Genomic DNA, 24,196 nt, shown 5'->3' with positions numbered 1-24,196 from the left:
GACTGGTATTAAGCGACTAGCGTTCAAGGTTAATCAAGCACCCCATGTTGACTCGCCTCGATCAGCATATCGACAACATGCCTTATCTTGGGCAACATTTGGCGATTTTTAGGCCATAAAGCATGGATTGGCATTTCTCCACCTGAATGTCCCTCGAGCACCTCACAAAGATTTCCTTGGCGCAGTTCTTCTCCCACCAACCACAAGGGTAATTGCGATAAACCACAGCCGGCGAGCACAGCAGAGAGCATCGCGTCGCCATCGGATAATTCATGGGTCGGTGGCGGCGTGTATCGAGTCACTTCGCCAGTAGGTTGCTTCAGTAGCCAAGAGATGGGTTGCCCACGGCGAAAGCCAACAATACATTGATGCTGTTGTAAATCTTCAGGTTTTTGCGGTGCACCAACGCGTTTTAGGTAATTGGGCGCCGCGCAGATCACTAACTTTTGTGAGGTTAATCGCCGCGCAATTAAGCCGCTACTGTCTGCCAACTCGCCGATACGCACCACGAGATCGATCCCCTCTTCAATCAAATCGACAAAGCGCTCGCTGAATGTCACGGTTAAACTCAACTCAGGGAACTGCTGCGTCATATCCAATAGCAAAGGCAAGATACGCTTGCGGCCATACGCAGCGGGTAAATCAATACGTAATCGGCCAGAAGGACGGCTAATGTGGGAGGTGAGTTCAGCTTCGGCTTGTTCAAGAATTTCCAATGCATTCAAGCAGCTTTCAAGATAACGCTCCCCATCAGGCGTCAAACTTAAACTCCGCGTTGAACGTTGAAACAAGGTTAAACCGAGTCGTTCCTCTAAGCGCGCCACACTTTTACCTACGGCAGATTTTGTGAGTCCCAAGCGTTCAGCCGCTGCGGTAAAACTGCCATGTTGCGCTGTCATCACAAAAGCGTTGATACCGCCCATATGGTCATTTTTTCCCATGAGAAGCCTTATTGCTGTGTCATCAGTTTGGTCATTCTGAGTTTACCTGAGTGGCTAGCCTTTATTGTAGAATGAGTTTCCTCGCTGACCTAAGATTACATTCTTATTCATATTGAGTAACTTAACTAGATATAACCGTCACTAAATCAACTTAAGAGCATAGATGCGCCCGTATATGATGTTATGCAAAATCATGTAGGCATAAGATTTCGCAACCCCATTGCCCCTAGACCTTCCCCCTTTCCTTAACGCGTTTCCAGCGCTGGAATGACATAGCTCCCAAGCTCATCAATCACTTCAGCGGCTGGGCGCGATGAGGGTTTTAGGTTAAGTGCTACATGTTGAACGCCCAAGGCTTGATGACGTCGTAACCTCTCGATGAGTGCATTACGGCCAATACGCACCACATTATAAAAACGCTGATATGGTGCATTTGGATTCTTGTCCAAATCAAAAAAGGTCGAGTAACCATAAGCGGGCGCAGGATGCTCACCCGCAGCCTGTTGCAGCGACGCAATAATATCTGTAATGGCGTTATCATCATCGACCGACCAGAGCCACGCATCCACATTTTTGGCTAACCATTCAATGGGCTGCCTCGAGCGCCCTACTGCCATCATCGGCAGCCGCTGAGTCATTTTAGGATATAAATCGAGCTTGCCACTCAGTTGGCCATAATGGGTCGTTTGTACTCGAGGAAAGGATTGCTGCTGCAGATAACGTATATATTCAACGGCTTCACGATACAGCTCGCCACGGGCATCATAGTCAACACCAAAGGCGGGATATTCTACCGGGCGATCCCCCGTTGATAGACCGAGTACAAACCGCTGATGGCTAAGCAAATCGAGTGAAGCGGCTTGTTTTGCGACCGCTATAGGTTCACGCAGCGGAAGGATAATACCAGCGGTACCTAGGGTAATCTCTTTGGTCACTGCCGCTAGAAATCCTGCATATACCATGGGATCGAGCATTTGCGCGGCATCACCAAAGTTTGGGTCGTAAAACGGTACGTCTCTTAGCCAAATACTGGCGATGCCCGCCTCTTCAGCCTGTTGTGCCAAATGCTGATGTTCTACCAATGTTGGAAAGGGTGAGTCAGGATACGCCTCAAGTGGCGTTAATAAACCTATGGTTAGTCGCTGTGGCGAAAATACCCGGGTAAAACTGCGAGGCGCTTCATCTAATTTAGCGTACATGCCGCCTCCTATCGGTCTTTATTGGTTTTTACATCGCTTTCTGCGTGCGGCCAAATGACATCTAATATCGTTTTAGCAATACGCCACTCACCATTTACACGCTGATATTCATCAAGATAACGCCCTACCAGCAAGAATGGATGCAGGGCGCTTGGCCGATCTGTAACAAAATCGAGTAAGTAGCAACTACCAGTAGCAGTGTTGTTGCCTGTCAGCGTGATCATGTGATTGGTTATCGCATGCACAAATGGAAAGTGACCGCGTTGCTGACTATCAAACTCTTGGTAGGCCTCAGCAAGGCTGTGTTTGATTGCAGGCAAACCCTGCATTGAGCCAACGGTAACCACCACTTCAGCATCTTCGGTAAAGACTTCGCCCATACGCTCGGCATTGTTACCATCGAGCAGGTTACTGTAGTGCTGGCGCAGCGCACGGATCTCTTCTCGATCTAATAACGCCTGAATACGCTGACTATCGATATGATTTGACATAATTACTCCCATTAGCTCATGCGTCTGTGGCGTGTGATTACGGACCACAGACGGGTGACTCAACTGATGGGCATAGTTTATTGCTTTATTTAAGCGAGATAATCACTCTGCAATTCGTTTCATTTGCGAAAAAAACTCTACAATCAACTTGCGTAAGAAGGCACACAGTTAGGTGAGCACCAATTTTTTCTGCTACTTAAAGCGCTAGTGTGCTTTGGCACTGCCCCACATTTATCGCTGTTACTTTAAATCATGTAATAGCCAAAGTTACCTCCGTTAAAACCCAGCAAATAACTACTGTTAATTCAGCGATTAATTATTCGTTGGCATAGCGAAAGTTGAATGTGTGGCTTATATATTTATGGAGGGAATAAGCCTGCATCAGGCGCCGGATAAACACATTTGAGCATAATCATCATTGCTGGGGTTTACATGCGTAATCTAAAGATAAGTCACCTATTACTGGGCGCGTTTGCGATTCCTATTATTGCGATTCTAGGGTTAACCATGATGGCAATTAGCAAAATGCAAGTCATCAATGATCAGTCCACCGTCATATCCAACGACTGGTTGCCCTCCGTGCGGGTCATCGAGCGACTCAACGGTCAAACCGCAGATCTTAGGGTATTAGAATCCCGACATATTCTTTCGTTGGATAGTGATCAGATGCAAGAAACCGAAAGAGAGCTGGATAAAACCAAAGCGCAAATCGATGAATCTATCCGCACCTACGAGCAACTGATCAGCGGCAATGAAGAACGAAATATCTTCAATGATTTTCAGCGCTTATATAAGGAATATCTGGTGGTTCATCAGAAGTTGCTGGTACTGTCACGGGCAAATAAAAACGAAGATGCTAAGCAATTGCTGCTGACGGAATCACTCACTGCGTATAACGAATATTCGGATTTATTGCTGAAGTTATCGGATCTGAATTACAAAGGCGCGCAGGATGCAAGCAACTATGGCGATGTGATTTACGATGAATCGATCACGATAATGGTATCCATCTTAGTCATAGTGTCGCTATTAGTGTTAGCCACCTCCATCTTCATCTCAAAATTTATTATTACCTCGATTAAAACTGTGCAGAGTTTTATTGCCAAACTGGCTAATGGCGATCTTACCGACCGAATTCAGGATACAGGTAGCAATGAATTAGGACTCTTGGCTCAGGGGTGTAATGAGACAGCCGATAAAATTTCTGAGATGACAGAGCAATTGATTACCGTCGCCGACAATACCGCCACTTCGGCCGAAATTCTCGCCTCCACCATGAATCAGGTTGAACATAATTCTCAACACATGTTGGTTCAGGTCGAGCAAATCGCGACGGCGCTCAATGAAATGTCCAGCACCGCGCTAGAAGTGAGTAAAAATGCGACCGAGGCCGAAACCAGCGCCGGCGAAGCAATGGAAAACGTCTCAGAGGGCAATAAATCGCTCGGCGAGTCCGATAATATTTCAGTAAAAATCGGGGCGGCGATCCGAGATTCAGGCTCGATTGTGAATCAGTTGAAAGACTACTCTATTGAGATTGGCTCGGTTATTGATGTGATTACCAGTATTTCCGAACAAACCAACCTATTGGCACTCAATGCGGCGATTGAAGCGGCAAGGGCTGGTGAAGCGGGTCGCGGTTTTGCCGTTGTCGCCGATGAGGTTCGCTCTCTTGCTGCTAAAACCCAGCAATCCACCATTGATATCCAAGAAATTATTTCAAAATTACAGTCTCAGGCGGAAAGGGCCGACCATTATATGAAGGCTAATACCAGTTTGTTGGATGAGTCTCAAATGGTATCGGAAAAAGTGCGTAGAGCATTTCAGGGGATTTCGGCCTCAGTCAATGCGATTTCTAACGTCAATACAGTGGTCGCTACGGCCTCGAGCGAACAATCGAGTGTGACAGAGGATATTTCCAGAAATATCTCTTCTACGGTAGAAATGGTCGATCAAAACGTGGTGGGAGTCGGTAACGCCAGTAAGGCTTGCCACGATGTGTTATCAGAAGCGGGTAAGCAAAAACAATTACTCGCCTTCTTCAAGACCAAGCGTCGCCATTGATTAGGGAATAGGTTTAAGAATGTGGGTCGATTGCGAGTTACACCGAACCTCTCAGCGTTAGCTGCGCTTGAGATTTAGCGCAGCCTAGGTTAGTGGAGTCTAGATCAGTGGAGCCTAGGCTGCGCAACAAAAGAGGATAAATATCTAATCGCAGATACTTTGACGTTCAATATGGAAGCTCGCTGTTGAAGCTTTCTGTTGAAGCTCTGTGTTAACGCAAGTGTCTGCGGCTCAAATGCAGCGATTTATTAAGTTGAACGTTCCGCTTGTTCTTCCCATGTCATCCGTTTGCGATAAATGGTCGATGGGCTGATATCCAGTAGTGCTGCCGCTTTAGGAACATTACCATCACACAGGGCAATCGCCCCTTCTATCGTTTGCTTTTCGGTTAACCACAGTGGTTGGATCCGCGTCTCTTGGATGTGTTGATGCGCCTCTGGCGTGGATTCTGACACTAATTCGCTGTTCATTCGAGGGATGGTGTTATCTATGTTCTGCGAAGCGTGAAGCTGCGTATGGGTTTCAGTCTGGGCACTGTTTTGTGAAAGCATATTGGCATGAACTTGCTGATTGCTCCTCAGTTGCGAGGGCTGCTTCAGCGGTGCGGGGAGCATGCTGGGCTCGACATGACTTGCGTCATTGAGCACAACAATTTGGCGAATAACGTTCTGAAGTTGCCTCACATTACCCGGCCAATCATAGGCTTGCAGCATACTCGCGGCTTGAGGGTTAAAGTCGACAAACTGTTTTCCTTCTTCCTTGCTGTAGGTTTTTAATAATTGCTTGGCCAGTAAGAGCACATCGCTGCCCCGCGCGCGCAAAGGGGGCAGTTCAATGGGGATAACATGCAGGCGGTAGAACAAATCCTCACGAAAATGCCCAAGTTTGACTTCTTCCCAGGGCTCGCGATTGGTCGCGCTGATAAAACGAATATCCACATGCTCTTCCTTGGAGCCGCCCACCCGCTGGAAAGTCCCCGTTTGGATAAACCGCAGTAGTTTACTCTGGAGTTCTAAATCCATTTCGCAGATTTCGTCGAGGAACAAGGTGCCACCGTCGGCACGCGTCGCTGCGCCATCTCGGTTGCTGTGGGCGCCGGTAAATGCGCCCTTACAGTGGCCAAAAATTTCGCTTTCAATCAGATCCTTAGGAATAGAGGCGCAGTTTAAGGCGATAAAAGGCTTGTCGGCGCGGTTACCCACTTGGTGAATGGCCTGAGCGCACACCTCTTTACCCGTTCCGCTCTCCCCCATAATAAATACCGACGCCTTACTGTTAGCGACACAATCGATGGTTTTGTACACGCTCTGCATTGCCAGCGAATCACCGATAAACCCTTGGTAATGGCCTTTCGGTAAGCTGTTTTCATATTGAGTGACGAGCTCTAAGAGTTGCTTTTGCTTGAGTGCATTGCGAACGGTAATAGAAAGCCTTTTACTATCAAAGGGTTTGACTAAAAAATCGAATGCCCCTGAACGCATGGTGTCGATGGCAATATCGATACTGCCGTGGGCGGTGATCATAATTGTGCTGATATGGGGATAGCGCTGCTGCACTTGCTTAAGGATATCCAGCCCCGACATATCCGGCAGCTTGATATCGAGGATCAGCAGATCGGGCTGCCAGTTGGACAATTCGCTTAAGGCGTCTGCGCCGCAATGGGCATGGGTCACTTTTATATCCTCGGCACGCAGATACTCAGTGTAGAGCGCGCTGAGTGACAGGCTATCTTCGACCAATAATGCAGAATAATTCATAGCTATCCCTATTGAATAAAACGTTCCGTTAATACACTGTGTGTCTGCTTACCAAGGGCATCAATTTGTGCCATCAGCTCTGGGATGGCGCCCAGTTGCTGCTCTCGGGCGCAGGTTTCTAATTTTCGGGCAAGTACAAATAATGCTGCGGCCCCAAAGCTTCCCGAGCTGCTTTTTAGAGTGTGGGCTTGATCTTCTATCTCGTCCACTTGACTGGCCGCGAGAGTGCTTAAGTTCTCGAGCCGCTGCGCTAGCTCATCGCAAAAGATACTCATCATATTCGATAGACTCGCCTTGCCTAAGGTTTGCTCAAGCTCCGCAAGTAGCGGCTCATCGAGTAAACTGGCAGTATTTTCAGCGGGTTTTACCGGGCTTTGTAAACTGACAACGGCATTGGGCAACCACTTTTGAATCACCTGCAACAAGGTCTTTTGTTTGACCGGTTTAGCGATAAAGTCCTTCATTCCAACTTGATAACAATGCTCTATCTCTTCTTTCATCACATTGGCGGACATGGCGAGGATCACTTGCTCTGGATGCTGCTGCAAAATAATTTGTGTGGCCTCAAGCCCATCCATCTCTGGCATACGCACATCCATCAAGACGAGATCGAAGGGCTTGTTATCGACTAAGTTAACCGCCTCGACACCATTACAGGCGTAAGTGACATCAAAGCCTGCCTTGGTGAGCATAGTCCCGGCAATGATTTGGTTGGCGGGACTATCTTCCGCCAGCAAAATATGGCCTTGGAATTTCTCCTGAGCCACGTATTCCTCTTCAAATTCGTTTGCCAGCGCATCCTTACTCAAGAGTGCCAACTGCATCGCACGGCTTAACGGCTTATTAATCACTTGATCTAGACCTAAGGTCGCCAAGGTTTGGCCTATCTCAGTGCTCATCCCCGAGACTAAGGCCACCATAGAGCCATCGGGCGCTAAATGCGCTTTTCGTAATTGGTGGACATCTTTTTCATCCACCTCGAAGAAAAAGGTTTCATCGAGCAGGATAAGATTGAACAGCCCCTTAAATTGCTTGGCGCGTTTAATCGATGGCCAATCCTGCACCTCGACCGTTTCCACGCCATATTGCGAGTATTGTTTCGATACTAGCCTGAGCCAGGTCTCATCTTGATGGGCTAGCAGTACCCGCGAGTGGGCGGGGAAGTAATAGCTATGGCAGAAGTTGCTATCGAGCAGCTGCAAAGACACATAAAAGGTAAAGCAACTGCCCTTACCGAGTTCACTGTGTAATTCGATACTGCCGCCCATCATAGTGATAAGCTCGCTACAGATGGCTAAACCTAGGCCAGTGCCCTTGTAGTTGGTATTGTGGGTATCATGGACTTGGCTGAATTCTTTAAATAATTTGCTTTGAGCCTCCGCCGCAATCCCAATACCGGGATCGGTAACACGGCAATAGAGTTGCACCTCTGTTTGATGATTGTCCGGCAGCCACATTTCGACGGTAATGGTGCCAGATGAGGTGAACTTAATCGCATTATCCACTAAGTTATGCAGCACTTGGCGTAAGCGCTGCTGATCGCCAACCACAGTGCGGGGCACATTACGATTTACAAAGCTCACCAGTTGTAATCCCTTCTCAAAGGCCTTAGGCTCCAGAATTTGCAACACCTGGGCGACCAGTTTGTCCGGTTCAAATTCGTGGGACTCGAGCACCATTTGTCCGGCTTCAATCTTAGAGAAGTCCAAAATATCGTTAATGGTATGCAGCAACGCACTGCCCGCTTCCCGTGCGATATTGGCGTGAATGCGCTGATCCTTACTCAGGGATGAATCCAGCAATAATTCCACCCCGCCTAAAATTGCATTCAGTGGCGAGCGGATCTCATGGCTCATGGTCGCTAAGAAGCGCGATTTCACTCGGCTGCCCTGCTCGGCTTGTTCCTTAGCAAATTGCAACTTGAGTTCGTTGGCTTTGCGCTCGGAAATATCCCGTAAAAAGGCCGTAAATAGCACTTCATCACCAAGCTGAATAGGCACCACCTCAAGCTCAATGGGAATTTGATGACCCGCCTTGCAACGGGCCTGCAATTCAACCCGTTTATTGAGGATCTGCCCTTCACCCGTTTGTTTATAATGGACCATCCCTTGTCGGTGCCCATGGTGGTGCTCATCAGGAATGATTAAGTCTTCTAACAAGGCCCCAACCGCCTCTTCGCGGCTGTAACCAAAGAGTCGTGTGGCCGCGAGGTTAAACTCGATCACTTTCCCCGACATATCGATAGTGATCAAACAATCTTGGCTCGCCGCTAAGGTGGCAAGGAGCACGGACTCGGTTTTCGCCGCGGCAATTTCTTTGCGTTTTGCTTCGGATAAGTCTTTGACCAAACCGATAAACATTGCCCGATTGTCGATGCTCATCTGCGACACGGATAAAGCAATGGGAAATAACTGCCCATCCTTACGTTGCGCCGTTAACTCGCGGCTGGTGCCGATGATTTTGGCAACATGGGTCGTGAAGTACTGCTGAATGTAACCATCGTGCAGCGGTCTTTGGTCGAACGGCATGAAAATCGACACATTCTGGCCAATCAATTCATTGTGAGCATAACCAAAGAGTCGACTGACGGCGGGGTTGATGTCGGTGATGATGCCAAATTCATTGATGATCACAAAGCCATCGACTGCTGACTCTAGAATAGTGTTAAGACGGATATTCGCCGCTTCCAACGCCTTGGTCCGCGCATCGACCTTATCCACCATGTTGTTGAAAGCGCGAGTCATCTGGGCGATTTCATCTTTGCCCTTCACGGGGACACGCACCCCCAATTCCCCCGCTAAAATGCGTTTCGAGGCGCTGGTCAGCTGGGTTAAATTACGGGTGAGATAATGCCCCAGCAGCAGTGAAAACAAGGCCACCAGCAACATTTCTACCCCTGCTATCGAGAGGATCTGCTGTGTCACTGTATGAACGAGGTTCTCAAGGCTTTGTGTCTCAAAGCCCATACTGACTGAGCCAAAATGATAGCCGTTGACTTCAATGGATTGCACCAGATCGAAGATCCCATCAACCACTTGATCTAAGTGTTTATCCGCCTGATGGGAGACTTGAATGTATTTATCGGCGCCGCCATAGGCCAAAATACGGTTCTGATCGGACACAGTGACGTACAGCACTTCCTTGTGGCTCAGCAGCTCTTGGATCAATGACTGCAGCGTTGCGAGATCGTTGCTGATCACCGCATCCTGCGCGGCGACCGAAAACAAGGTTAAGGTGGTCTCGGCCCGTTTTTCAATTTGCGACTGATTGGACAATTTAAGGTAGTTAATGCTGGTATACACCAACAAAAACAAGAGTAAGCCTTCGATTAAGGCGATCCCTAAAATGGTTTTCAGTCTAAAGGACACACTATTTCTCCTCGAGCGGCTTGGTTAATGTTCCCAGTTTTAATTCACGAACATCATCCCAATCCTTGTCTTCTGCCGCCATAAAGGCAGAAAAGTCTACGGATTGTAGTAAGGCTTGCCCCTGTGGCGTCGTGGATAGCGCCATTAATTGTTCGAGTAACTGCTGACGCTGCGCCTTTGTCACTCTGGGATGGGTTGCAATGGCGTGGGGCGTGTAGGTTGGCGACTGCCAAAGCACATTTAGCTGCTGTTTTTGTGCATCGGTCAAATTGTTAAAGGTGCGCTGCACCCCGCCACCGGCATCAACGAGTCCTTGAAGTACTGCTAAGTAAACCGAGTCATGGGAGCCAACATATTTCACCTGCACATCGATATTGCCCTGCTTTAAATGCGCTCTCGGTAATACGCTGGCCGCGAATGCGGCAGGTGCGGGAAAAGCTAAGGTTTTGCCCGCAAGCTCGGTTAAGGACTTTATCGGCGAATCCTTACGGACAACGAGCAATCCTTTCAGTTTTTTGTCCTTTTCCCGCGCAAGCGCCTGGTAGCCAGGCGCTTCATGGAACACCACATAATGATAGGGATTCATATAGGCAATATCGTATTGCCCGTCTTTCAGGCGTTGCTCAAAGGTGGGAATATCGGGCGCCGTTGCAAATTGCAATTGATAATTTGCATTTTCGGACAAGGCCGCCAAGATTGGCGGCCACAGCTTAGCCAGTTGAATAGCCGATTGCTGGGGAACTACGCCAAAGGTCAATATGGGTTTTGTATTTTTTGCGGCGAGAGGAGCTTGAGCATTAACCGGTGAAATTAAACTTATCATAAGAATTATCAAACAGATAAATTGCCAATGACTCGCCTTATTCGGTGTCGACTGGGTGCCTAATGTCGAAAACTTATCCATGCTAAATGTCCTTTTGTTAATGATATGCAGGCTACACAGGGTGCCTCAACCTAGCGCGCCCTGAGGTGATATCAGCAACCCCTATGCCACAAAAAATACCACCAATAAAAACAATCACCTTGGAGAACATTGCACAAAAGATAAACTCACTATGGATGACGGATTTGCATTTTGCAACAAACTACAAAAAATCAGTCTTTAGCTTGGCCTTTCCAGCGCATGTAGACAGTATCAACCTCAATTAGCAGGCTTTTTTTAAATGGGCATAGCTCTTGCTATCGAAGAATATTCGCCATTATCGGAGCCAGACTATGCCGCTCTCTTCGTTGTCATCGATGCAAGCCGTTACCTTGTCTGTGCTGGTCGTGGAAGATACGGACAGTGAGCGCCTTTATATCACTCAGCTATTGAGGCAGTTTGGTTGGTTAGTCCAGAGCCTAAGCAATGGTCAGGAGGCGGTGGATTATCTCGCGCACAACGAGGTACATATTATTGTCAGCGATTGGCGCATGCCCAAGATGAATGGTATTGAGCTGTGCCAAATCGTTAAAAATCACCAATTACCGCCCTTTGTGATCCTGTTAACTTCCAATAATCAGACCGCCGACATAGTGCTGGGTATCGAAGCCGGTGCCGATGATTTTATCTGTAAACCGTTTCATCCAGAGCTACTCAAGGTCAGAATGTTAGCCGCGATGCGTATCGTGCAACTGCAACACCATCTGAGCCGCAACAATCAACTGTTACAACAAGGGCTGGCTAAGGAATCCGCCTTGCTCAGTACCCTAAAACAAGATTTAGTTTCTGCCGCGAAAGTGCAGCGGGAATTGCTGCCCCGCAGTAAAACCTTGCCAAGGGGCTGGCTGTTACACCATGAGTTTCAACCCGCCCATTACCTTGCCGGGGATTTATATCAGTGTTTTGATTTGGGTGATGATGAACTTGGGTTTTTCCTGATCGATGCCGCAGGCCATGGCGTTGCCGCCGCGCTGCAGAGTGTCAGCCTTGCCCAGCGTCTCTCGTTGGAGCGAACCGATTGGCGTGGCTTGTCGCCGCAGGAGATAGTCAATCAGCTCAATCGTGAGTTGAGCGACCCCGATAATACTGGCCGTTTTGTGACTCTGCTGCTTGGAAAGATCCATACCCAGACTGGCGAGCTGCGACTGTGCAGCGCCGGCCATCCTGCGCCGTTACTACTGAGTAAAACTGACTGCGCGCCTTTGCCTCTCGATACCGAATTGCCCCTTGGGATCCACGCCGCCGTACAGTATCAAGATCAACTCATAAAGCTTGCACCTGGGGCTCGACTCTTGCTGTTTTCTGATGGTGCCTACGAGTGCCAACACCCTAAATTTGGTTTTTTTGGCTTAGAACGATTACAAACCCTGTGCCGTAATGCCTACAGCCTAAACGACCAAGACTTGCTGCGCCATTTAAGCCACGCCTTAAAGCTGTGGCAAAGCGGCACAACCCAAGATGATATTTCCATGATGTTAATTACTTACCCATCTGCCAACTATGCCAATACGGCTCTGGAGGCCCTATGAACAGCTTGCAGTTTAATCTCACCCATGAACAGTGGCGTCAACATCCCTTCTGTGACGAGTTAGAGCAGTTTATGCTGATGCAAAATGTGCATGAGCGCCAACGCTTTAAAGTGATTACCTGCGTACTCGAAGCGGTAAGTAATGTGATTAGCCATACTCAGGACACCCATGAGCCTATTGTGTTGATCGTGCATTGTAACCACGACCGTATCGTCGTCGATTTACTCGATCATTCCCCCACAGTGCCCAAGGTTGCCTTCGAGGAGTGTCCAAACCAACTGAGCGAGCATGGCCGTGGCCTGTGGATCATGTACAACTGGATGGATGCGGTGCGTTTTCAAACCACAGTGCTTGGCTCACACTTAAGATTAACCTTACTGCGTCATCATTAAACCCACTCGATATCAAACCTAGCGGTAGGCTTACCAACCGCTAGGTTTGGTTTTCGCGTTACACAATCCCCATTGCAAATTGCAATGCATTTTCAAATCTGACTATAGCGCCCAGTTAATAAGCAAATTAACCACCTGATTTTAATCAATAAAAATCTTGGCCTGATAAATGCTATCTGAAGATGCGGTTTCAATACTAACTGGCAGGCAGAGGTGATTATCATGAAATTCTTCCCACTTGAAAAATACAACGCGAGCCTAGTGATATTTCCAACCGAGATGATGATGGCCAACACAGCTACCCATAGAGCCGCACTATTGCGCCATATGGAGCAGAATACCAACCGCTTAATCATCAATCTTGAACAAGTGAAATATATCGACTCTAGCGGGCTGTCGGTGCTGATCTCCGCCCTTAAGCGGGCGCAGCAACAAGATGGTGAAATTCTGCTGTTATCACCCTCGGCCCATGTGCGTGCCCTGATCGAACTAACGCGCTTACATCAGATATTCAGTATTTATGAAGATCAAGACGCAGCCATCGCGCACTTTAGTTGCCACTAGTCGGGCGTGAGCATCAGCTAAGAGGGAGTGACATCATGGAAACCTTATCACACCGCCATGTAGGCAAGATTGAATGCAAACGCCGTTTTTCCTTGAGCCTAGCAACCCTAGGTGCCTCTATTTGCATGTTAACGGCCTGCGTCACTCCCCAGCGCACCACTCAGGACCAACTCTGTCAGCAACAGGCCGGAGAATATTGCCACTACTTTGGGCCGCAAACCTCCTATCTGCGTCAGGCGGATCAACAGTTGTTAACCGCGCAAACGGAAAACATCAGTCTTAATCCAACAGCAGTTCAAAACGTTAGCGCCACATTCAGCGATACTGCCAGCTTAGATGTGCAGCTCTCAGTGGGTGATAAATTGCGGGTAGGCGTTTTACATGGCGAGGATTTCAGTGCCGATGTCGAAATTGATGCCAACGGTCAAATCTATCTGCCCTACTTACCGCCCATCAATGCCCAAGGCTTAACAATCGCCTCCCTCAAGCAGCGCATAAGTCAAACCTTAGTGAGCGAGCAATTGATGCAGGCCAGCAGTGTGCGCGTCAATATCAGCCCCATCGCCTGGGCACCGATTGAAGTGACAGTATTAGGTTCAGTGTTTGAACCTGGGCAGCACTTTATCAATCAGAAATCCGATACCGAAATTAAGGATGACGATAAAAGTCATAGCGGCGATCAGGCCAGTGATAGAACCATAGCCGCCGCCCTTCGCGCATCCGGAGGTGTTAGACCCGACGCCCAGATCCGCCAGGTACGCGTGATCCGCGGCCAGCAACATTTTTTACTGGATTTATCCGGGGTGATTAGCGGCACCCAAGTGCCACGCTTCCTCTTAAGTGCTGGCGATCAAATCTTTGTCCCAAGTACCCGCCGTTTTGAAGATAAACTGGTGCGTCCCTCGCAGATCACCGCGCCTGGGATCCGCGTGTTTATTTCAAACTTAACTCAACCGGCGAGCAGTAACTCACAATCTGCCGTCGATACCGAAGCGACGCGTTTCCCTTACGGCACACGTCTGCTCACAGGTGCGATTGCGGCCAACTGTGTCGGTGGCGCCCAAAGCACCAACGCCAGTCGCTATGTGTTACTGGTGACTCGCAATCCGCTCTCGGACCAAACCGATATCGTCGAACGTTCATTGGACAGCTTGATCCGTGAGTCTTGGCAGCCACAAATGAACCCCGTGTTGCTCCCCGGAGACGGCATCGCCTGTTATGACTCTGGCGTGACCAATGTGCGTGAGATTGCGCGCAGCTTAACCGACTTACTGGTGCCCGCAAGTTTACTCGGTTTGCTGTAGTACGGAACTTGTAGTACGAAACGAGCGCTTGGGTGACAGGTTATGTCACCCCTAGGATGATTCGACGAGGGGACATTGATCATGAAAGCATCTCAGGAAGGCTACCCTCTACTGTGGTTAAAGCGTGCGCTGGTCAATGGCAGCAGCCTGCCCGCCCCCGCCCGCCGTAAGTTATATCTAAAGACAGTGTTGTCGGCATTAGCGGTGATTTGGCTTATCACAGGTCTTGTCATCGTTATTACTCCAACCCGTTACACCTGCAAATGGGTGTTGATTTTACCCGGTGCGGGCGCAGGCGCTGTCGTCAGCCTAGACAGTTTGGGTCAAGCCAGCAGTTCGAGCAGTTCTCCTTATCTGAGTTCTGCCATCGATCCGCGGGAAAACTACAAGGCCATTGCCCTAAGCGATAAGTTACTAAGCGATGCCGCGGCGCAATTAGACCTTAAGGCCTCAGCGCTGGGCACGCCTAAGTTAAAGCTCCCCAGCCAAACTGGACTGATGGAATTCAGCATCAGCGCTAACAGCGCCGAGCTCGCCGAGCAAAAGGCATGGGCACACTATCGCACTCTGCAGGGCACACTCTCACACCTGAGGATCGATGAAATCCATATCCGTGAAAACGGCGTCAGAATGGGACTGGAGAGCTTTGCCGATAAAGTACATCAGAGTCAGGCCAATATTGTCGCCTTCCAATCTGAGACTGGGCTGGTCTCGTTGGATCAATTTAAGGAAGTGGCGGTTACCATTGAGCATTTACGCCAAAGCCAAGTCAATCTTACCGCTAAACTCAATGGCGGCCTTGCCAGCCAGCAACTGTTGGAGGCCGATTTGTCCCTGACGGCAACCCAATCCACTGACTTACTCAAGCTGAAAAACGATCAGCTGTTCCAACAACTCTTACTCAAATATACCGAATCGACCGCGCTACTGGTGGGGCTCAATGGTCATTATGGCGAGCAACATCCGCAAGTGCTGAGCGCCAAGACAGAGCAAAAAACCATGTTGGATGCATTGCATAGCCGCTGCCAAAAATTGTTGGCGCGTTGCGATCCTAAGTTGATGTTGATCCTCTCCGTCGATGATATCGATGGCCGCGCCGCGTTGATGCAAAAACTGATTAATATCACCACAGAAAACGAAGGCTTAGCCCATGAACTAACGTCCTTGAGTACCCAGATTGATGAATGGGAAACCCGGCTTAAACACAGTAATGACGATGCCGCTAAGCTTGAGGATTTACACCGCGACCATCAACTTGCCACCGCAGTGTTTACTTCCGCGATTGCTAAAATTGATGTGGGTAAGGCCGACATCTTCTCCGCTTACCCGTTATTACAGCTGTTTGCAGCCCCGACTCGCCCCGAAAAGCCTGACAAGCTGGGCTTGATTCTAACCTTAGTGGGTGGCATTGCCGCCTCGATGATGGTCATTGTCGGATTGAGCATACTATGGATACGCAAACCTATACTCCAGAAAATTCTGACGAACGACTAGTCTGGTTCGCCATTACGGGCACTTACTTCTTTTGGTTCTTAGGTGCCATGTATTTGATTGCCCCAGTGATTGGTTGGATCTTAGTGCTGCGAATGCTCGGCAGATTGCTGTTTTACGCCGAAGGATGCCGGATATCGTTACCGATAGTAAGTTGGATATTTGCCATGTTGTTGATGCTACTGGCATTAGTCATAGGCCATCTGGTGGAGCATTTAGGCATAGCCCAACTGATTAAATCCTCCATTGGTTGGGCTAAGGGCTGGGCGCTGCTGGCGGTATTTCCACTGATTGGCGGTCTGCACATTCGGCCACAGCTGATTTACCGCGCCTGCTGCGTGGTTGGCAAACATACCTTGATATTGTTTCCGCTGTTTGTACTCGCTTGGCTGCTCCACCTGCCGACGACCTTGTATGTCTCCCCTTTAAGCATTGTCGGCGGACCTGGGCCTGAGTTTTTTGCCGTCAGCCTGTATGAAATCGACCCTGGCAGCGGTATGCCAAGGTGGCGGCTATTTACCCCTTGGGCGCCCGCGCTTGGCATGGTAGGCAACTTTTATTTTCTGTTTGCCCTGCAGGAAACCAACAAGCGTTATCGCTTCTATGGCTTGGCTGGCAGTATCTTGATGGTACTTATCTCCCAATCCAGACTCGCCATCCTCTGCTGCCTTGCCCTCGTCTGTTATTTCAACTTTATTCGCTATGCCAAATCCCCTTGGTTGTATTTATTGGTGAGTCCATGTTTTTTATTGGCGGGCATTTTTGGCGAGGCGGTACTGTCTAGCATTGAAGCCAGTATTCACAGCGTCAAAGCCGCCAGAGCCGACTCGACTCGGGTACGTGAGGCCCTCGGCCAAATCGCCCTCGAGCGCTGGGCAAACGAGGCGATTGTCTGGGGCCATGGCATTGTCGAGCGCGGCCCCCATATGGTGGAGTACATGCCGATTGGCTCGCACCACACTTGGTACGGCCTTTTGTTTGTGAAGGGGATCGTTGGCGCCTTCGCACTGGCGTTGGCCTTGTTTGTCAGCGTGCTCTGCTTGCTACCCAGTTTGATGCAATCCAGACTCTCGGCGGTAGGAATGGCGGTACTGATGATTTTACTGCTTTACACCTTTGGCGAAAATCTTGAGATCCTCGCCTATCTCTTCTGGCCAGGACTCATAGTGCTCGGTATTGCCCACAATCAGGCAAGCCTTCGCCATAAGAGCTCATTTCTGGAACCATCGCAACAATCATCAGAAGCCACTCAACCGAGTGCTCAGTGAGATCCCTTCGCGAGTTTTTCGTTGTCCTTTCAATACTCGCGGCAATTGCATCTTGATTTGCATTTTGCAATGGGCCGCAAATCCTAAAGCTCTGCTAAATTGCAAACTAGTTAAAATAGCTATAACCACCTGTTTTTAAATTAGAAAATAAACATTAAAAAGCTGGCATAGAAACTGAATAGTTAGAGCAGGCACTCTTAACCGATAGGTGTTGCGATGAGCAGATGGGCATTGATACAACCCCTCAGGGACAACCAAGGTATTCGCCAATTGGCCAGCAGCATACTTTGGTTAGGCTCAGCCCAAGTTGGCGGGCGTATCGTGCGCCTTGGCAGCAGTATCATCTTAGCCCGTTTACTCACTCCCGAGGTCTTCGGTCAAGTCGCGATCATTTTGACCAGTTTTGAGATCCTCAGCATTTTCATCCGCAGGATCACTTCGGCGTCGCTGATCAAGATGGACGACAACGCCTTTGCCGCTCACCTTGCCAGCGCCAATCTGATCAATATTTTTGTGTGTGTACTGTCTTTTGTTGCCTTGAGCTTACTCAGTGGATTGCTCGCCCTTTACTATCAAGACGCACAGATAGTGAAACCTATGATACTCATGGCAACAAGCTATTTGCTCCTCCCCTTTGGCATGCTGCATGCCGCCGCCAACCTACGCCAAAATAAGATGCGTATCGTTGCAAAAGCCAACCTGTGGCAGACGGTGGCCGATGGTTTGCTCACCGCCCTTCTGGCGCTGTGCGGAATGGGGATTTGGGGGATTATTCTGCCCAAGGTGCTGGTGGTCTTGATTTGGATAGCCGTGCACAAGCAACATTCGGGCATTAATAATATTCACACCACCCCATTCGCGCATTGTTTCTCCAAGATAGACTTTGGCCAATGTCGCGCGCTATTTCGTTTTGGTACTCAGGTGGCGCTTGGGGATCTTTGCCTCGCCCTGAGACAAAATATTGATTATTTATTAGTGGGTTACTTTTTAGGTGTCGAAGCGCTTGGGATCTATTTCTTCGCGGTCAATACCAGCCTTGGCATGAGTCTTGGTCTTATTCAAAGCTTTGGCACCGCTTTTTACTCCCATCTTTGTCAGAGTGATGGTGAAGATGCGCTGCTAAAGTATCGCCACGCCCTGCTAAGTATCATGCTGGTAACCTTGCCTATCATAGGGTTACAGAGTGCGTTCGCCCCTTGGTACTTACCCTTTGTCTATGGCCAACACTGGCTCGACGCTGGCGCATTGCCGGTCTTTATTCTGCTCTGTTTAAGTGGTTTAACTCGCCCCTTAGGCGAGGCCGCGAGCCAACTGCTGATTTCCTGCGAGCTTAGCAAACTCAACTTAGTCGCCAATGCTAGTTTTATTGGCCTACTGGCCATGAGTATCAGCCTAGGCACCCTGTGGGGGCTAGAAGGCGTCGCCATGGGCATCTTCCTCTGTTACCTGATTTGTATGCCGCTGTTTGCTTATTTTGTGATGAAACCCACCGCACAAAAACTGCGTTTACCCACCTTATCCCCTTCATTAGGAGGTTCATTATGATCCCTACCGTCTCAGTGGTGATGCCGGTCTATAATGTGGAAGCTTTTGTATCAAAAGCTATTTCCTCTGTATTAGCTCAAAGTTTTACGGATTTTGAGCTAATCATAGTCAATGACTGTGCCACCGATAATAGCCTTGCCCGCTGTAAACAATTTTGCGACAGCCGCATTCGACTCGTGCAGCACGCCGTGAATAAGGGGTTAGCCGCCGCACGTAATACCGGCATTCGCCATGCGATTGGTCGCTATGTCGCCTTTATCGATTCGGACGACCTCTGGCATCCAGATAAGTTAAAGCTGCATGTGGATCACCTACAAAAGTCGCCTAAAGTCGGCATAAGCTTCTCGCGCTCAAGCTTTATCGATTATCGGGGCAACCCGATCAATTTTTACCAGATGCCGCAGCTCACAGACATTGATGCTGGCCATTTGCTGTGCCGCAATCCGGTGGGTAATGGCTCAGCGCCGGTGATCCGCCGCGAGACCTTAAATGACATTCGCTTCCAAGCGCTGAACCACAGCGAACATTACACTTGTTATTTCGATGAACAATTTCGCCAATCGGAAGATATCGAGTGTTGGTTTCGCATCGTGGCGACAACCCAGTGGCAAATGGAGGGGATCCCCGAGCCATTAACTTACTATCGCTTAAACCACGGCGGCTTGTCGGCGAATTTAGTGAAGCAACTGGCATCCTGGGAGCAAATGGTCACTAAAGCGCGCCGCTATGCCCCTAAGATATTGTTAATGCATGAAAATGCCGCGAGAGCCTATCAGCTTCGCTATTTAGCCAGACAAGCCATTCGCCTAGGCGATGGGCGTATGGCGAAAAATTTAGTCAATCAAGCGTTGCTGACTTCGCCGCAGATCTTAATCAAGGAAACTAATCGCACCCTGACCACACTGGTCGCGGCCTATTTGCAATGGTTAATGCCACGCGGTTTATATCAAATGTGCGAAACCCTTGGTCAAAAGTACCTAGGCTATCGCCAACGTATGCAAATCAAACGTGATGGGGTGACGGCAAGCTTACTCACGACCCAATTAAAATGAGATAAATGGCAGTATTAACCGTGACACATTTATCGTTTGCAGATTCAAGGCGGCTCACACAGCCGCCTTGCTTTTGTCGTAAGTGGCACTCTATGACTTTGATATTGATTTCTTTGATATCGATTTCGGGCGTTTGTTTTCAAGCATTGATGGTGAAGACAATAGCTACGCCTGAGATAGTCACCCCTAGCCGATACTTCCATCTCAAAAGGATTTGCAGCTTGCAAAGCAAACTGCAAAAAATCACTTAGCCTATCAAACGAAAATATCTTAGTCATTGTTTTTAAATAAGTTATCAATCTGGCCTGCATTATGCTTTGTGACTCTTGCCAAGCGGTGACTCTTACCAAGCGCACAACTAAGCCGTTATCGAGCGTCCCTACTTGGCACTAGGCGTAATGCTAAGCGAAATGCATGGAGGTCATGATGAATACTCAGAACTCGACTCAAGTACGCTGGTCTATTCGACTCTTAGATAGTGCAGTAGCGGCGTTGGCCCTCTTGATCTGCTTGCCCTTTATCTTTGGCGTTTGTGTGTTTCGTAAACTTCAGGGACAAAGCGTATTCGAACGCGTGTATGTGCATGGCGCTCAAGGTCAAGTGGGCCTGTGGCAATTTGCCTATCAAGGTGCGGGTTATCGCCTGCCGCAACTGCTGAATCTACTCAAAGGAGACATTGGCCTATTGGGCGCTGAAGCGCAATTTGCCATTGAACCTTTAGTTCATACTTCACAAGAAATCCGTATTGCTCGGCTCGGGATTTTCTCGATTAGTGCCATGCAGCGCCGCATGGGGATTGGGTTTGAGTCCAGCGAGCAAAGTTTAGTTAACGCCTATAGCAGCCTCAGTCGTTACCTCCTTGCACTAGCGAGCGCCATATTGAATCGTCTTATGACCTCAGAATCACGCTCACACGCAAGCCAAGTCACCATTTTTGGCGTGACCATGCGCAACCTCAGCATGAATCAAATGCTGAATATGCTCGTACAACAAGCGCAGCGGCCAAAGCATCACTTAACTCCGTTTGCCTTTGTGAATGCGGACTGTTTAAACAAAGCCTATTGTGATCCTCAATATCATCAAAAGCTCAATGAATGCGAGGCCGTGTTTGCCGATGGGATTGGCGTACGTATGGCTTGCCGCTGGCAAGGTGTCGATCTTAAAGGCAATTTGAATGGCACCGATATGTTGCCACTCCTATGTGAGCGCCTGATTGAGGGCAATCTGTCACTCTATCTTCTGGGCGGCGCGCCAGAAGTGGCCCACCAAGCTGCTGAACAGTTACAACGCCGTTTTCCCCAATTGCAAATTGCAGGCACACATCATGGTTATTTCCATGAGGCTGATACCAAGCAAGTAATTAAAAAGATTAATCAATCTGGTGCTGCCGTGTTGTTGGCGGCCATGGGCGCACCTAAACAAGAGCTTTGGCTTAATCAATATCAAGCCAAACTCACTCCAGCCGTTGGGATAGGTGTAGGCGGGCTGTTCGATTTTTACTCCAACCGTATTAGCCGTGCCCCGCTCTGGTTAAGACAAATTGGCATGGAGTGGATTTGGCGGTTAATGCAAGAACCCAAGAGAATGTGGCGCCGCTATATTATCGGTAACCCCCTGTTTTTATATCGGGTATACAAAGCGCAGCGCGCTAACGCTAGCCTCAAGGCGACAACTCAAGCAGAGGCACAGCCGCAAGAAACGCTGCTGTATCCTAACTTGAGTGACTCAGGCTCACTCAAACGTTGCAAACGCATCCGCTTGCATCTGCTATTAAACCGCATAGTCAAACGTTGCCTCGATATATGGGTCGCGGCCATCGCCATATTGTTGCTATCGCCTCTGCTCCTCATCGTGGCGTTACTTATCCGTTTAGAATCCCCCGGTGCTGTGCTTTTTTGCCAGCAGCGTGTCGGCAAATGGAATCAACCTTTTACCATGTGGAAGTTCCGCTCCATGTACCAAGACGCCGAGGCGCGGCTCGCTAGCCTACAACAGGCGAACGAAATGCAAGGCGGTGTCCTGTTTAAGATGAAACAAGACCCTCGCATCACCCGTGTCGGTCAATTTATCCGTAAAACCTCCATCGATGAGCTGCCACAGTTATGGAATGTGCTCAAGGGCGAGATGTCACTGGTTGGCCCGCGCCCAGCGCTGCCTAGAGAAGTCGCGCAATACAGCCCAAGCGATCGCCGCCGTTTAGAAGTGAAACCCGGCATTACCTGTATCTGGCAAGTGTCTGGTCGCTCTGACATTCCCTTCGACCGTCAGGTCGAGTTGGATGTGGATTATATCTACCAACAATCTTTAATGGCGGATCTGTACTTGCTACTCAAGACCATACCCGCCGTGATTTTCAGCCGTGGAGCCTACTAAGGGGGTTACTATGCAAGCCATTATTTTTGCCAATCGCCATGGACACGAACTGGCGCCGCTGGATAAACAATACTGTCCAGCATTACTCCCCATGGGAAACCGTGCCCTGATTGAATACACCCTAGAAGATGTCGCCAGTGCGGGGATTGTTGAGGTAAAACTGATTATCTCAAGCCATGCCAAAGCCTTAGAGCAACATCTTGGCGACGGTAGCCGCTGGGGCGTTAAGATTGATTACTTCCTCAGTAGAGAACAAGAACCTGTTAACTGCGTGATGTCGCGCTTAAAACTGGATTTCGACCAAAGCTACCTTGTGGTAAGGGGCGATATATTGCGCTCCCCCTGCATCAAACGTTTTGTCGATTACAGTGTTAACAGACCCAAGCACTTAGTCCTGCCAGTGCTGGCCGATTGCAATCCTGGCATGTTGCTATTGCCAAGTGCTTGTAATCACCTGTATCTGCTCGATTGGCCGTTGGAGCGAGATCCAAATATTACTAATGCCATGATGGAGCCGCTCCATGGACAATGCGCCATGTTGGACAACTTCGAGTCCTACTTAAATGCCAACTTAGCGATCGGCGATGGTTGCTTCGATGGACTCGTGCCCTCAGGCCGTCCTATTCCAAGTGGTCGAAGCGCCAAGTTTTTTCACCTTGGGGCTAAGGCGCAAACGGGCAAATTAGACCAACAAGCAGCTTGGGGCGCAATTGGTGAGCAAACCTGGATTGCCCCCGATGTGGATATGCACGATCAACTGATGATAGGCGATCAATGTGTTATCGAGAAAAACTGCCGTTTGAGTAACAGCGTGATCTTAACCAACAGTTTTGTCGGTGAAGGGCTGAATGTCGATAACTGCATTATCAGTAAAAACCTGCTGATTAATGTTGGCTTTAATACCGCCATTGAAGTTGAAGACCCTAGGCTTATCGCCTCAACCCAAGCACAGTTGCAGGCCAATGTGCCATGGACAAGTCGGCTTATGGCTTTGATATTACTTGGCCTTAGTGTTCCACTCTTGGTAATACTCTGGCTGTGGAGTCTGTGCAATTCATCAATGGCTGGATCATCAAGGCAGGCGCTGAGTATTACGCATCAGCCCATTACACTCTGGCGCGTCAATCTGCCGCAATCCTGCATGGGATTAGCACTGCTGCCACAACTCTATCAAGTGTGTCTGGGGCGCTTGTTTCTGCTAGGCGCGCAATCCCCCGAGGTACATTCAGCCGTCTCGATTAGCGACGCTGCGCCGCAATATGGCGTTTACGGCCCGCTGCAGCTGCTTGGCGCCGAACTGCCAGAGGAAGAACAAGCGCTGATTGAGCAGGAGTTTCTGGCCAAGCCTAAGGCAGCGCAATGGTCCCACATACTCAAACTGTGTTTCGTTTCGCTTTCAACTTCAGTGGCTTCAACAGGCTCAACCACGGCAACACAATCCAATGCAAATAAGCTTACTCCAAACCAGCAAGATATCGCCAATGAATGGGGGAACGGACAATGAAAACCATCATCACTTATGGCACCTACGACTTGTTCCACTATGGTCATGTGAGACTGTTTCAGCGCTTAAAGGCCATGGGCGATAAACTGATCGTCGGCGTATCGACCGATGAGTTTAATGCGCTCAAGGGCAAAGCGGCCTTTTTCAACTATCAACAGCGCGCCGAAATGGTGGCCGCCTGTAAGTACGTCGATGTCGTGATCCCCGAGACGCACTGGCAGCAAAAACCTCAGGATATTGTGGCGTTAGATGTCGATATCTTCGGCATGGGCGACGACTGGCAAGGCAAGTTTGATTACCTAGGCACCCTGTGCCAGGTAATTTACTTAGGCCGCACCGAAGCCATTTCGACGACGGAAATCAAAACCAACCTGGCGATACCGCAAACTCGGGGCAATTTGGCAACGCCTCTATTGGCCAAGTAAGCAGAAG

General features: G+C 49.1%; 18 protein-coding genes. 12 read left to right on the top strand and 6 right to left on the bottom strand.

Going from position 1 to position 24,196, the window contains the following annotated elements:
• Nucleotides 1–29 precede the first annotated feature (29 nt).
• The 3 genes from N5E87_RS10475 to N5E87_RS10465 all read right to left on the bottom strand — a co-directional run bounded on the left by N5E87_RS10475 (nt 30) and on the right by N5E87_RS10465 (nt 2,631).
• Nucleotides 30–941, bottom strand: coding sequence for a LysR family transcriptional regulator (locus N5E87_RS10475; protein WP_086904314.1), 912 nt, complete (start codon nt 939–941; stop codon nt 30–32).
• Nucleotides 942–1,186: 245 nt separating this feature from the next.
• A complete protein-coding gene (locus N5E87_RS10470) occupies nt 1,187–2,140 on the bottom strand; it encodes a TIGR03571 family LLM class oxidoreductase (RefSeq protein ID WP_086904313.1) in 954 nt (317 codons plus the stop codon).
• An 8-nt stretch (nt 2,141–2,148) separates the two neighbouring features.
• Entirely contained in the window at nt 2,149–2,631 is a 483-nt protein-coding gene (locus N5E87_RS10465) for a nuclear transport factor 2 family protein (protein WP_197721447.1), read from the bottom strand.
• Nucleotides 2,632–3,063: 432 nt separating this feature from the next.
• On the opposite strand from N5E87_RS10465, the gene N5E87_RS10460 reads away from it, so the two are divergent.
• The gene (locus N5E87_RS10460) at nt 3,064–4,695 is read left to right on the top strand and encodes a methyl-accepting chemotaxis protein (RefSeq protein WP_086904311.1); all 1,632 of its coding nucleotides are present in this window, start codon (nt 3,064–3,066) and stop codon (nt 4,693–4,695) included.
• 248 nt (nt 4,696–4,943) lie between these two features.
• Here N5E87_RS10460 and N5E87_RS10455 read toward each other — a convergent pair whose 3' ends face one another.
• From N5E87_RS10455 to N5E87_RS10445, 3 genes are read right to left on the bottom strand one after another with little or no spacing between them, the layout of a single operon-like run.
• Nucleotides 4,944–6,452 carry a sigma-54 dependent transcriptional regulator gene (locus N5E87_RS10455; protein WP_086904310.1) on the bottom strand — a complete coding sequence of 503 codons (1,509 nt, stop codon included), beginning with the start codon at nt 6,450–6,452 and terminating at the stop codon, nt 4,944–4,946.
• An 8-nt stretch (nt 6,453–6,460) separates the two neighbouring features.
• The gene (locus tag N5E87_RS10450; RefSeq protein ID WP_086904309.1) at nt 6,461–9,820 is read right to left on the bottom strand and encodes a PAS domain S-box protein; all 3,360 of its coding nucleotides are present in this window, start codon (nt 9,818–9,820) and stop codon (nt 6,461–6,463) included.
• A 1-nt stretch (nt 9,821) separates the two neighbouring features.
• Nucleotides 9,822–10,724, bottom strand: a complete 903-nt coding sequence (locus tag N5E87_RS10445; RefSeq protein WP_086904308.1) for a phosphate/phosphite/phosphonate ABC transporter substrate-binding protein — start codon at nt 10,722–10,724, stop codon at nt 9,822–9,824.
• 311 nt (nt 10,725–11,035) lie between these two features.
• Between N5E87_RS10445 and N5E87_RS10440 the strand changes: the two genes are divergently transcribed.
• The 11 genes from N5E87_RS10440 (at nt 11,036) to N5E87_RS10390 (ending at nt 24,189) form a co-directional block, all read left to right on the top strand.
• Nucleotides 11,036–12,271 carry a SpoIIE family protein phosphatase gene (locus N5E87_RS10440; RefSeq protein WP_086904307.1) on the top strand — a complete coding sequence of 412 codons (1,236 nt, stop codon included), beginning with the start codon at nt 11,036–11,038 and terminating at the stop codon, nt 12,269–12,271.
• Entirely contained in the window at nt 12,268–12,663 is a 396-nt protein-coding gene (locus tag N5E87_RS10435) for an ATP-binding protein (RefSeq protein ID WP_086904306.1), read from the top strand. The genes N5E87_RS10440 and N5E87_RS10435 overlap by 4 nt, the downstream gene beginning before the upstream one ends.
• A gap of 222 nt (nt 12,664–12,885) precedes the next feature.
• Nucleotides 12,886–13,227: an STAS domain-containing protein gene (locus N5E87_RS10430; RefSeq protein WP_086904305.1), complete on the top strand. Its 342-nt coding sequence runs from the start codon at nt 12,886–12,888 to the stop codon at nt 13,225–13,227.
• Nucleotides 13,228–13,262: 35 nt separating this feature from the next.
• Nucleotides 13,263–14,531, top strand: a complete 1,269-nt coding sequence (locus tag N5E87_RS10425; protein WP_176370357.1) for a polysaccharide biosynthesis/export family protein — start codon at nt 13,263–13,265, stop codon at nt 14,529–14,531.
• A gap of 81 nt (nt 14,532–14,612) precedes the next feature.
• On the top strand, nt 14,613–16,025 hold the full coding sequence (locus N5E87_RS10420; RefSeq protein WP_176370356.1) for an exopolysaccharide biosynthesis protein: 1,413 nt from the start codon (nt 14,613–14,615) through the stop codon (nt 16,023–16,025).
• Nucleotides 15,980–17,290: an O-antigen ligase family protein gene (locus N5E87_RS10415; RefSeq protein ID WP_086904304.1), complete on the top strand. Its 1,311-nt coding sequence runs from the start codon at nt 15,980–15,982 to the stop codon at nt 17,288–17,290. The genes N5E87_RS10420 and N5E87_RS10415 overlap by 46 nt, the downstream gene beginning before the upstream one ends.
• Nucleotides 17,291–17,506: 216 nt before the next feature.
• Entirely contained in the window at nt 17,507–18,835 is a 1,329-nt protein-coding gene (locus N5E87_RS10410) for an oligosaccharide flippase family protein (protein WP_086904303.1), read from the top strand.
• Nucleotides 18,832–19,887, top strand: a complete 1,056-nt coding sequence (locus N5E87_RS10405) for a glycosyltransferase (protein WP_086904302.1) — start codon at nt 18,832–18,834, stop codon at nt 19,885–19,887. The genes N5E87_RS10410 and N5E87_RS10405 overlap by 4 nt, the downstream gene beginning before the upstream one ends.
• A 426-nt stretch (nt 19,888–20,313) precedes the next feature.
• Nucleotides 20,314–22,260: an exopolysaccharide biosynthesis polyprenyl glycosylphosphotransferase gene (locus tag N5E87_RS10400; protein WP_126513083.1), complete on the top strand. Its 1,947-nt coding sequence runs from the start codon at nt 20,314–20,316 to the stop codon at nt 22,258–22,260.
• A gap of 10 nt (nt 22,261–22,270) precedes the next feature.
• Complete coding sequence (locus N5E87_RS10395) at nt 22,271–23,764, top strand: NDP-sugar synthase (protein ID WP_086904742.1); 1,494 nt, start codon at nt 22,271–22,273, stop codon at nt 23,762–23,764.
• On the top strand, nt 23,761–24,189 hold the full coding sequence (locus tag N5E87_RS10390) for an adenylyltransferase/cytidyltransferase family protein (protein WP_086904741.1): 429 nt from the start codon (nt 23,761–23,763) through the stop codon (nt 24,187–24,189). Before N5E87_RS10395 ends, N5E87_RS10390 begins: the two co-directional genes overlap by 4 nt.
• Nucleotides 24,190–24,196: the final 7 nt, after the last annotated feature.

Source organism: Shewanella sp. GD03713 (genome assembly GCF_029843705.1).
Taxonomy (GTDB): domain Bacteria; phylum Pseudomonadota; class Gammaproteobacteria; order Enterobacterales; family Shewanellaceae; genus Shewanella.
This window is presented reverse-complemented; position numbering and strand designations above follow the sequence as displayed.

Bases quoted from the DNA above. Each gene is read 5' to 3' on its own strand.
- N5E87_RS10420 (WP_176370356.1), top strand. From the start codon at position 14,613: ATGAAAGCATCTCAGGAAGGCTACCCTCTACTGTGGTTAAAGCGTGCG.
- N5E87_RS10430 (WP_086904305.1), top strand. From the start codon at position 12,886: ATGAAATTCTTCCCACTTGAAAAATACAACGCGAGCCTAGTGATATTT.
- N5E87_RS10425 (WP_176370357.1), top strand. From the start codon at position 13,263: ATGGAAACCTTATCACACCGCCATGTAGGCAAGATTGAATGCAAACGC.
- N5E87_RS10475 (WP_086904314.1), bottom strand. From the start codon at position 941: ATGGGAAAAAATGACCATATGGGCGGTATCAACGCTTTTGTGATGACA.
- N5E87_RS10415 (WP_086904304.1), top strand. From the start codon at position 15,980: ATGGATACGCAAACCTATACTCCAGAAAATTCTGACGAACGACTAGTC.
- N5E87_RS10395 (WP_086904742.1), top strand. From the start codon at position 22,271: ATGCAAGCCATTATTTTTGCCAATCGCCATGGACACGAACTGGCGCCG.
- N5E87_RS10445 (WP_086904308.1), bottom strand. From the start codon at position 10,724: ATGGATAAGTTTTCGACATTAGGCACCCAGTCGACACCGAATAAGGCG.
- N5E87_RS10440 (WP_086904307.1), top strand. From the start codon at position 11,036: ATGCCGCTCTCTTCGTTGTCATCGATGCAAGCCGTTACCTTGTCTGTG.
- N5E87_RS10460 (WP_086904311.1), top strand. From the start codon at position 3,064: ATGCGTAATCTAAAGATAAGTCACCTATTACTGGGCGCGTTTGCGATT.
- N5E87_RS10410 (WP_086904303.1), top strand. From the start codon at position 17,507: ATGAGCAGATGGGCATTGATACAACCCCTCAGGGACAACCAAGGTATT.
- N5E87_RS10465 (WP_197721447.1), bottom strand. From the start codon at position 2,631: ATGTCAAATCATATCGATAGTCAGCGTATTCAGGCGTTATTAGATCGA.
- N5E87_RS10470 (WP_086904313.1), bottom strand. From the start codon at position 2,140: ATGTACGCTAAATTAGATGAAGCGCCTCGCAGTTTTACCCGGGTATTT.
- N5E87_RS10435 (WP_086904306.1), top strand. From the start codon at position 12,268: ATGAACAGCTTGCAGTTTAATCTCACCCATGAACAGTGGCGTCAACAT.
- N5E87_RS10400 (WP_126513083.1), top strand. From the start codon at position 20,314: ATGAATACTCAGAACTCGACTCAAGTACGCTGGTCTATTCGACTCTTA.
- N5E87_RS10455 (WP_086904310.1), bottom strand. From the start codon at position 6,452: ATGAATTATTCTGCATTATTGGTCGAAGATAGCCTGTCACTCAGCGCG.
- N5E87_RS10390 (WP_086904741.1), top strand. From the start codon at position 23,761: ATGAAAACCATCATCACTTATGGCACCTACGACTTGTTCCACTATGGT.
- N5E87_RS10405 (WP_086904302.1), top strand. From the start codon at position 18,832: ATGATCCCTACCGTCTCAGTGGTGATGCCGGTCTATAATGTGGAAGCT.